The organism is Cellulomonas uda (assembly GCF_006538705.1).
In the GTDB taxonomy this organism is placed as follows: Bacteria; Actinomycetota; Actinomycetes; order Actinomycetales; family Cellulomonadaceae; genus Cellulomonas; species Cellulomonas uda.
This window is the reverse complement of the sequence record NZ_BJLP01000049.1, coordinates 23,400-31,658: the sequence shown is the minus strand read 5'-3', so window position 1 is coordinate 31,658 and position 8,259 is coordinate 23,400. Positions and strand designations below refer to the sequence as shown.

At 74.5% G+C, this 8,259-nt stretch carries 7 protein-coding genes; 3 read left to right on the top strand and 4 right to left on the bottom strand.

The features are described from left to right. Positions 1 to 272: ATP-binding domain-containing protein (locus CUD01_RS13250; RefSeq protein WP_170209617.1), on the top strand; the 272-nt coding region annotated here is incomplete at its 5' end. A gap of 71 nt (positions 273 to 343) precedes the next feature. Here CUD01_RS13250 and CUD01_RS13245 read toward each other — a convergent pair. Genes CUD01_RS13245 through CUD01_RS13235 form a run of 3 tightly spaced genes read right to left on the bottom strand, consistent with a single transcriptional unit; the run spans position 344 to position 2,978 of the window. Beyond that, positions 344 to 1,105, bottom strand: coding sequence for an alpha/beta hydrolase (locus tag CUD01_RS13245; protein ID WP_141321717.1), 762 nt, complete (start codon positions 1,103 to 1,105; stop codon positions 344 to 346). A 49-nt stretch (positions 1,106 to 1,154) separates the two neighbouring features. Further along, positions 1,155 to 1,463, bottom strand: coding sequence for a DUF1905 domain-containing protein (locus tag CUD01_RS13240; RefSeq protein WP_141321715.1), 309 nt, complete (start codon positions 1,461 to 1,463; stop codon positions 1,155 to 1,157). A 39-nt stretch (positions 1,464 to 1,502) separates the two neighbouring features. Then, complete coding sequence (locus tag CUD01_RS13235; protein ID WP_141321713.1) at positions 1,503 to 2,978, bottom strand: glutamate synthase subunit beta; 1,476 nt, start codon at positions 2,976 to 2,978, stop codon at positions 1,503 to 1,505. A 133-nt stretch (positions 2,979 to 3,111) separates the two neighbouring features. Here CUD01_RS13235 and CUD01_RS13230 point away from each other — a divergent pair, with 133 nt between their 5' ends. Continuing rightward, positions 3,112 to 4,776: a DUF8094 domain-containing protein gene (locus CUD01_RS13230; RefSeq protein ID WP_141321711.1), complete on the top strand. Its 1,665-nt coding sequence runs from the start codon at positions 3,112 to 3,114 to the stop codon at positions 4,774 to 4,776. Between the two features lie 20 nt (positions 4,777 to 4,796). On the opposite strand, the gene CUD01_RS13225 is transcribed toward CUD01_RS13230, so the two are convergent. Beyond that, positions 4,797 to 6,134, bottom strand: coding sequence for a glycoside hydrolase family 32 protein (locus tag CUD01_RS13225; protein WP_141321709.1), 1,338 nt, complete (start codon positions 6,132 to 6,134; stop codon positions 4,797 to 4,799). Between the two features lie 193 nt (positions 6,135 to 6,327). Here CUD01_RS13225 and CUD01_RS13220 point away from each other — a divergent pair, with 193 nt between their 5' ends. After that, on the top strand, positions 6,328 to 8,256 hold the full coding sequence (locus CUD01_RS13220) for a DUF4914 family protein (RefSeq protein WP_094179592.1): 1,929 nt from the start codon (positions 6,328 to 6,330) through the stop codon (positions 8,254 to 8,256). Positions 8,257 to 8,259: the final 3 nt, after the last annotated feature.

Here is an 8,259-nt window from a genome sequence, read left to right as displayed (position 1 = left end):
CCGCGGGGCACCGGCTCGTCCCGACGCACCGGCTCCCGCCGGTGCAGGGCGTGCACGCCATGACCGTCCACCGCGGGCAGGGCAGCCAGTTCACGCGCGTGAGCGTGCTCCTGCCCGCGGCCTCGTCGCCCCTGCTCACGCGCGAGCTGCTGTACACGGCCGTCACGCGCGCGCAGGAGCACCTGCGGGTCGTCGGGACGCAGGCGGCCGTGCGCGCCGCCGTGCGGCGCCGCGTGCAGCGCGCGAGCGGGCTCGGCTCGCCCGGCCCCTGACGGCCGGTCGGCGACCCAGCGCGTCATCGACGCCGCGCGTCAGCGCCCCCGCGCGTCAGCGCCCCCGCGGGTCAGCGCCGCAGCGGCAGCCAGTCGAGCACGTCCTGGATTGACGCGTCCCAGTACTCCCAGTCGTGGTCCCCCGGCCCGTCGACGTCCGCGTGCACGTCCACGCCGCGGCGGCGCGCGGCCTCGAGCCAGCGCAGGTTCGCGCCGTGCAGGAAGTCCTGCGTCCCGCACGAGACGAACAACGCGGGCAGCGCCGCCGGGTCGGCCCGTTCGACGAGCGCGACGAGGTCGTCGTCGGGACCCGGCGGACGCCCGCCCCACACCTGCGGCACCTCGGCGTCCCACAGGTGCGCGTCGCCCGCGACGTCCAACGCCCCCGAGAGGGACGCCGCCGCGGCGAACCGCTCGGGCCGGCGCAGCGCCCACTTGAACGCTCCGTAGCCGCCCATCGACAGGCCCGCGACGAACGTGTCCTCGCGCCGTGTCGACACCCGGAAGAACGACGCGACGACCGCCGGCAGCTCGACCGTCAGGTGCGTCCAGTACGCACCGCCGTGCACCTCGTCGGCGTAGAACGAGCGGCCGCCGCGCGGCATCACGACCGCGACGCCGCGGCGTGCGGCGTACCGCTCGACGGACGTGCGGCGCGTCCAGATCGTCTCGTCGTCACTCAGCCCGTGCAGCAGGTACAGCACGGGTGGCGGCGCGTCGTCCGCCACGCCCCGCATCCCGATCTGGGTCTGCGTGGCCTGGGGCAGGACGACCGTGGCCGCCGTGCTGACGCCGAGCGCGTCGGAGAAGAAGTGGCAGGTGAGCAGCGCCATCGCGGACCTCCTGGTCGAGAGCCCCAGCCTGCCACGCGCGCGGCGGTGCTCAGGCCGGGCCGTCCACGTCGACCAGCCGCAGCCGGACGCGTGCGACGTCACCGGCCTCGACCGACTCCCGGCGGCGCACCACGGCCTTGATCGGCAGCACGTACGTCTCGGCGCCCGGGAAGATCGACGTGCGCCACGTCGTCGTCCCGATCGTCGCCTCGACGCGCACCGACCCGAACCCGCGCGACACACCCTCGGCGGCGTCGGCGATCTCGTCGGCCAGGTCCGTCGGCAGGTCGACGAACGTCCACGAGTCGTGCTTGCGCGCGTCCCACAGCCGCAGCCGGGCCTCGAAGTCCACATCCACGGCGCCGATCATGCCGCGCCCCGCCGACACGGGCGCAGGTCAGGCCCGCAGCGCGACCGTGCTCGCGGCGATCGGCGCGGGCAGCTGCGTGCCCCCGGTCAGGTGACGGTCGACCGCCGCGGCCACCGCACGGCCCTCCGCGATGGCCCACACGACGAGCGACTGGCCCCGCCCGCAGTCGCCCGCGACGAACACCCCGGGGGTGCCGGTCGTGAAGTCGTCGCCGCGCACGAACGCGCCACGCGGGCCGACCTCGAGCCCGAGCTCGTCGGCGAGCGAGCCACGCTCGGGCCCGGTGAAACCGAGCGCGAGCAGGACGAGCTGCGCGGGCAGCACCCGCTGCGTGCCCGGGACGGGCTCGAACGCGCCGTCGGCGCCGCGGCGCACGTCCTGCAGCGCCAGGCCGGCCACGCGACCGTCGTCGTCGCCGACGAACTCGGTGGTGCTCACCGCGAACAGCCGCTCACCGCCCTCCTCGTGCGACGTGGAGATCTTGAACACTGCGGGGTACGTCGGCCACGGCTGCTCCGCCGGACGCTCGTGCGGCGCGGGCGGCATGATCTCGAGCTGGGTGATCGAGCGCGCCCCCTGACGCACCGCGGTCCCCACGCAGTCGGCCCCGGTGTCACCCCCGCCGACGACGACCACGTCGAGCCCGGTCGCGACGGGTGCGCCCGGCACCGGCTCGCCCACCGCCGCGTGGTTCGCGGGTACCAGATAGTCCATCGCGGGCATGACGCCGCGCAGCGCTCGCCCCGGCACACCGAGGTCACGCGGCACCGTGGAGCCCACCGTGACGACGACCGCGTCGTGCCGCAGGCGCAGCTCGTCGCCGCCGATGTCGCGGCCGACCTCGACCCCGCACCGGAACACCGTGCCCTCGGCACGCATGACGTCCAGACGCCGCTCCAGCACCGCCGCGGGCAGCTTGTACTCCGGGATGCCGAACCGCATCAGCCCGCCGGGCGCGGCGGCCCGCTCGTACACCGTGACGGTGTGGCCCACGCGCGTGAGCTGCTGCGCCGCGGCCAGGCCAGCAGGCCCCGACCCGACCACCGCGACCGTGTGGCCCGTCATGCGCTGGGGCACAGCAGGCGTCACCAGGCCGCGGTCGAACGCCTCCTCGACCACCGACAGCTCGACGTTGCGGATCGTGACCGGCGCCTGGTTGATGCCGAGCACGCACCCCGTCTCGCACGGCGCCGGGCAGACCCGCCCGGTGACCTCCGGGAAGTTGTTGGTCTGGTGCAGCCGGTCGGACGCGTCGCGCCACTGCGCACGCCACGTGAGGTCGTTCCACTCGGGGACGAGGTTCCCGAGCGGGCAGGCGTGGTGGCAGAACGGCACACCGCAGTCCATGCACCGCCCGGCCTGGCGGTGCAGCACCGCGAGCGCGTCGGGCTCGCCCGTCGGGTGCCGGTGCACCTCCGCCCAGTCGAGGATCCGGACCGCGACCGGGCGGTCGCGCGGGAGCTCGCGCTCACGCGTGCGCAGGAAACCGCGGGGATCGGCCATGGGCGCGACCGTAGACCCGCCCGGCACGCCCGGGGCGCGCCGAAGGTCCCGACCGCACCCTGTGGACGACGCCCGATACGTCCTGTTCGTTCCGGCTAAGGTCCGGCGTCGACCACCAACCAGGGGGAACCTCATGCGTCGAACGCTCCTCGTCCTCGCCGCCGTGCTCGGCGGTCTCCTGCTCGTCGTCGGTGTCGCCGTCGCCGTCGTCTTCGGCCCCGACGACACCGCGGACACACCCGCGAGCCCGCTGCCCGACGGCGTGCGCGCCGCGACCACCGTCCCCGACCTGCTGGGCTACCGCGACGCCACGCTGCGCGTCACTGCCGAGAGCGCAGGCGGCCCGGTGTTCGTCGGCGCCGGCAACCCGATCGACGTGGACAGCTACCTGGGCGACACGCGCCAGCTGCGCGTCACGACGGTCACGCCGCTCGACGGCGCCACGGGCACCGTGCGTGGCACGGCTCCGGCGCCGGCCGTCGCCGCGTCGTCGCTCGACCTGTGGGACCGCTCGGTCCACGGCCGTGGGGCGCAGGCGCTCACGCTCGATCTCGACGGCACGCCGACGAGCGTCGCCGTGCTCGCCGCCGGGAAGCGCGCGGCGGTCACGGTGTCGTTCGGCCTCGTCGTCGCGCACGCGTTCGTCGCGGGGCTCGCCGCGGCCGTCCTCGGGCTCGTCCTGCTCACGCTGCCGGTCCTGGCCCGCCGCCGGCGCCGGCGCCGCGAGCGCGCGGCCGAGCGGAGCGCCGCGGCGCCTGAGGTGACCGCACCCGAGGCCGTCCCCGCCGGGACGCACCTGCGCTCGACGCGGCGCCCCTTGCGGTGGGCCGTCCCCGTCCTGTGCGTCGTCGCGCTCGCGGGGTGCGCCGCGGTCCCCCAGCGCGTCACGACCGCCGAGATCACGCGGCCCGGGCTGGAGCGCGACGAGCTGACCGCGGCGCTGGCGTCCTACGACGAGCGCAACAACGCGGCGATCGACCTCGCCTCCCGCACGCACGACGCGTCGGGCTGGGCCACGGCCGACCGCGGCATCATCCTGCGCTCGGACCTGCACTCCACCCGGTACGCCGAGGAGAGCGGCGAGGCCGAGGCCGCGGGCACGGCCCTCACGACGACGCCCGATGCCTCCTCGCTCGTCTCCCCGAGCTTCACCGGGTACCCGATGTGGTTCGCGGTCACCGGCACGATGGCCGACGCGGAGGAGAAGAAGCCGCAGCGCGCGCTGCTCGTGTTCGAGCGCGACGGCGTGCTCGACCCGTGGCGGATGAGCGCGTCCGTCGAGATCGGCGACGAGAAGGTGCGGGCGCTCGCGCCCGGAGCCGCGTCGCGGCCGAGCCGCGCGCAGGTCGCCGCGGCCCAGGCCGTGTCGGACCAGGTCGTGGCGTACCTCGAGACCGGCGAGAAGGGTGAGCTGACCGTGCCCGACCGGCTTGCGCGGCTGCGCGAGGAGATCGTCGGCGACGGCGTGAACTCCCGCCTGGAGCGCGCGACGATCCGCGCGGTCGGCTCGGGTGACGACGCGCTGGACCCGGGCGACGGCGCACCCAAGGTCGCGGTCGTCGAGGGCGGCGTCCTGGTGACCGCGACGTTCAGCGTGGACCACACGCAGGCCGCGGTCGGCGGCGACGCGACGCTCGCGTTCACCGACGAGGCGTTCGCGCGGGCCGTCGGGCAGACCGGGCGGCACCGTGCGCTGGAGCTGCGCAAGGTGCTCGCCGTCGCCGTCCTCGTCCCGGACGACGGCACGCCCACGTTCCTCGGCGTGCGCACGGACACGGTCGGTCCCCCGACCCGCTGACGACCCGTGCCGGGCGGTGCTCAGCCCGCGAGCTCGCTGAGCACCGCCCGGCGCGTCACCTGCTCCGTCAGCGCGATGCGGCCCTCGTCGGCGAACACCTCGACGACCCCGGCGTCGGCGACGACGAGCAGGTCGACGTCCCGGTCGGGCAGCGCGACGGCGGCACGGTGGTGCTCGGGCGGGACCGCGGCCGGCGCGCACCGCGCCCGGTCGACGACGAGCAGCCGCTCGCCGGGTCCCCCCTCGACACGCACCCCGAGGCGCAGCGCGGGGTCCTGGCGGGCGTGCAGGACGAGCTCGCGCCGCTCCGCTCGCGCGACGCGGACGCGATGCACCGCCAGGCCGGGCAGCGGGCCGGCGGGCAGCACCGGCACGGAGCGCACGACGAGGTCCGCGAGCGAGCGGACCTCGGCCCCGGGGCTCTCGGGGACCAGCTCGAGGTCTCGTGCGAGCGTCATGGTGGCGCCCCACGGCTCGCCCCGCAGGTCCCGCGCGTACAGCCAGGACCCGGCCCAGCCGAGCGACACCGCCCGGCCACCCGGGGCGTCCGCGAAGGTCACCGCCGCGTAGTGGTCGTGCCCTCGGTCGAGCCAGCGAATGTCGTCGTGCGCCGCCGTGAACGTGATGCCGTCGAACTCACCGACGACGTACTGGGTCGCCGAGCCACCGCCCGTGGGGCCGCCGCGGTCGACGTTGACCAGCAGCACCCACGCGGTGGAGTCACCGCCGGCGACCGGCACGCGCACGAGGTCGGGGCACTCCCACTGCCCCTCGACCGACCCGTGCGGCCCGAACGTCGAGACCTGCCGCCACGCGCGCAGGTCCGGCGACGTCCACAGCTCGACGCGCCTCCCGCGCGGGTCCGCGAGCGCCATCCGCCAGTGCCGTGCACCGGGGTCCCAGCGCACCTGCGGGTCGCGCGAGTCCTGGCGGCCGACATCGATCACCGGGTTGCCCGCCCAGCGGGCGAAGGTCCGGCCCTCGTCGTGGCTGACCGCGAGCGACTGCGTCTCGGTGCCCGCGCGCGGAGAGGAGGGCGCGTGGTGGCTCGTGAACACCGCGACCATCGGCCCGGCGGGTCCGTCGTCGTCGCGCGCGAACCCGGCCGTGTCGAGGCGGTCGGAGACGACGCAGCCGCTGAACGCCATCTCGTCGGGCGTCGCGGGCAGCGCATGCCCCTCCCACCGCCACGTCACCAGGTCGCGCGACGTCGCGTGGCCCCACCCGATCGCCCCCCAGTCGTCGCCGTGCGGGTTGTGCTGCATGAACAGGTGCCACACCCCGTCACGGTGGACCAGCCCGTTGGGGTCGTTCATCCAGGTGCCACCGGTCGTGAAGTGCGCGACGGGCCAGCTCATCGCTCCCCCTCTCGTCGGGCTCTGCCGATCACGGTAGGCCGACCTGCGACGACGGGCGCGCCTGTGACCCAGGTCCCAGTCCGCCCCCGTTCGCGGCACGTAATCTCCGAGTCAAGTGCGGACCGCGTACCGGTGTTCTCGCGCCCGTCTCACGTCGGGCTCACCGGACGGGTCCCCGACGAAGGGAGCACCCGTGGACACCCTGACGGCCCTGTCCGCAGTCCACCTGCCGCCCGCCGTGCGCGCCGCGCTCGACGCGAGCCCCCGCGTGCTCGTCCCGCAGACGCGCGAAGAGCTGTACCGGCTCACCCTCGGGCCCGTGGGCGGACCGATCCACGAGGTCGCGTACGACGTCGAGACGGACGAGGGCGTCCGCCGGATCGTCGAGGCCACGGTCACGCGCTGCCGTAACGGCGTCGCCGTGAACTACCCCGAGGACTACATGCGCCGGCGTGACCCGGACTGCATGCGCATCGCCGACGACCTGCCCACCGACAAGCCGCGCTACCGCGACGTCATGGGCGAGGACTTCGCCCCGACCAAGACGGCGACGCTCGAGTGGCTCGGGCGCCAGGACCTCGTCGTCGTGCCGTTCAAGGCCGGCGGCCCCACGTTCGGCTACCCGTCGCTCGCGCTCGTCCCGGTCAACGCCGCCTTCTTCGCGCTCGCCCTGGTCGACCTGCAGGGCTGGGTGACGTTCGACGAGCTCGTCGAGCAGCACGGCGAGTTCGCGCCGCGCTCCATCCTGTACGTCGCGCCGCCCTTCCGGCACACCGTGTTCCACGGCCGTCAGGCCGTCGTGCACGACCGCACGCCCGAGCTCCACGAGGTGTTCGCCTACAACCTCTACCCGGGGCCGAGCGCCAAGAAGGGCGTGTTCTCGGTGCTGCTCGACATCGGCGAGCGCGAGGGCTGGATCACCGCGCACGCCTCGGCGGTGCGCGTCACCACCCCGTACGACAACGAGACGGTCGTCATGCACGAGGGCGCCTCGGGCGGCGGCAAGTCGGAGATGTGCCAGGAGTTCCGGCGCCAGGAGGACGGCCGCATCCTGCTCGGCACGAACGTCGTCACCCAGGAGCCGTACGTCATCACGCTCGCCGAGTCGAGCGCACTCGCGCCCGTCACGGACGACATGACCCTGTGCCACTCGTCGCTGCAGGACGGCGACGGCCGCCTCGTCATCGCCGACGCCGAGGCCGGCTGGTTCGTCCGCGTCGACAACATGCGCTCGTACGGGGAGGACCCGAACTTCGAGCGCGCCTGCATCCACCCCGACAAGCCGCTCGTGTTCTTCAACATCGCGGGCGTGCCCGACGCGACCGTCCTGCCGTGGGAGCACACGCTCGACTCGAACGGCAAGCCGTGCCCCAACCCGCGTGTGGTGATCGACCGCTCGATGATCCGCAACGTCGTGTCGAAGCCCGAGCACGTCGACGTCCGCACGTTCGGCGTGCGGATGCCCGCATGCACGCGGGAGAACCCGACCTACGGGATCATGGGCGTCACGCACTTCGTCCCACCCGCGCTCGCATGGGTGTGGCGCCTCATCGCACCGCGCGGTGACAAGAACCCGTCGATCGGCGAGTCCGCGTCGGAGCGGAAGGTCATCAAGCACGGCGGCATGGTGTCCGAGGGCGTCGGGTCGTACTGGCCGTTCTCGACCGGCACCAAGGTCGCGGCCGCGAACCTGCTGCTGCGTCAGCTCGTCGACGCGCACCGCACGCGCTACGTCCTGACGCCGAACCAGCACATCGGCGCCTACCAGGTCGGGTTCGCCGCGGAGTGGATGACCCGCGAGTACCTCGCCCGCCGCGGTGGCGGTCGCGTGCGGCGCGACCAGCTCACCCCCGCGCGCTGCCCGCTGTTCGGCTACACGCTGCGGGAGATGAAGCTCGACGGTCAGCTCGTCCGCCCCACGTGGCTCGCGCCCGAGATGCAGTCGCAGGTGGGTGTCGAGGCGTACGACGAGGGCGCGCGCATCATCTCCTCGTTCTTCCGCTCCGAGCTCGAGCAGTACCTCACCGACGACCTCGACCCGCTGGGCCGAGCGATCATCGACGTGGTGCTGAAGGACGGCTCGGTCGAGGACTACGAGGCGCTCACGCCCCTGCACCTGTGAGCT

Coding starts and splice junctions, on each gene's coding strand:
- CUD01_RS13245 (WP_141321717.1), bottom strand. CDS start 1,105: ATGGCGCTGCTCACCTGCCACTTCTTCTCCGACGCGCTCGGCGTCAGC.
- CUD01_RS13235 (WP_141321713.1), bottom strand. CDS start 2,978: ATGGCCGATCCCCGCGGTTTCCTGCGCACGCGTGAGCGCGAGCTCCCG.
- CUD01_RS13225 (WP_141321709.1), bottom strand. CDS start 6,134: ATGAGCTGGCCCGTCGCGCACTTCACGACCGGTGGCACCTGGATGAAC.
- CUD01_RS13230 (WP_141321711.1), top strand. CDS start 3,112: ATGCGTCGAACGCTCCTCGTCCTCGCCGCCGTGCTCGGCGGTCTCCTG.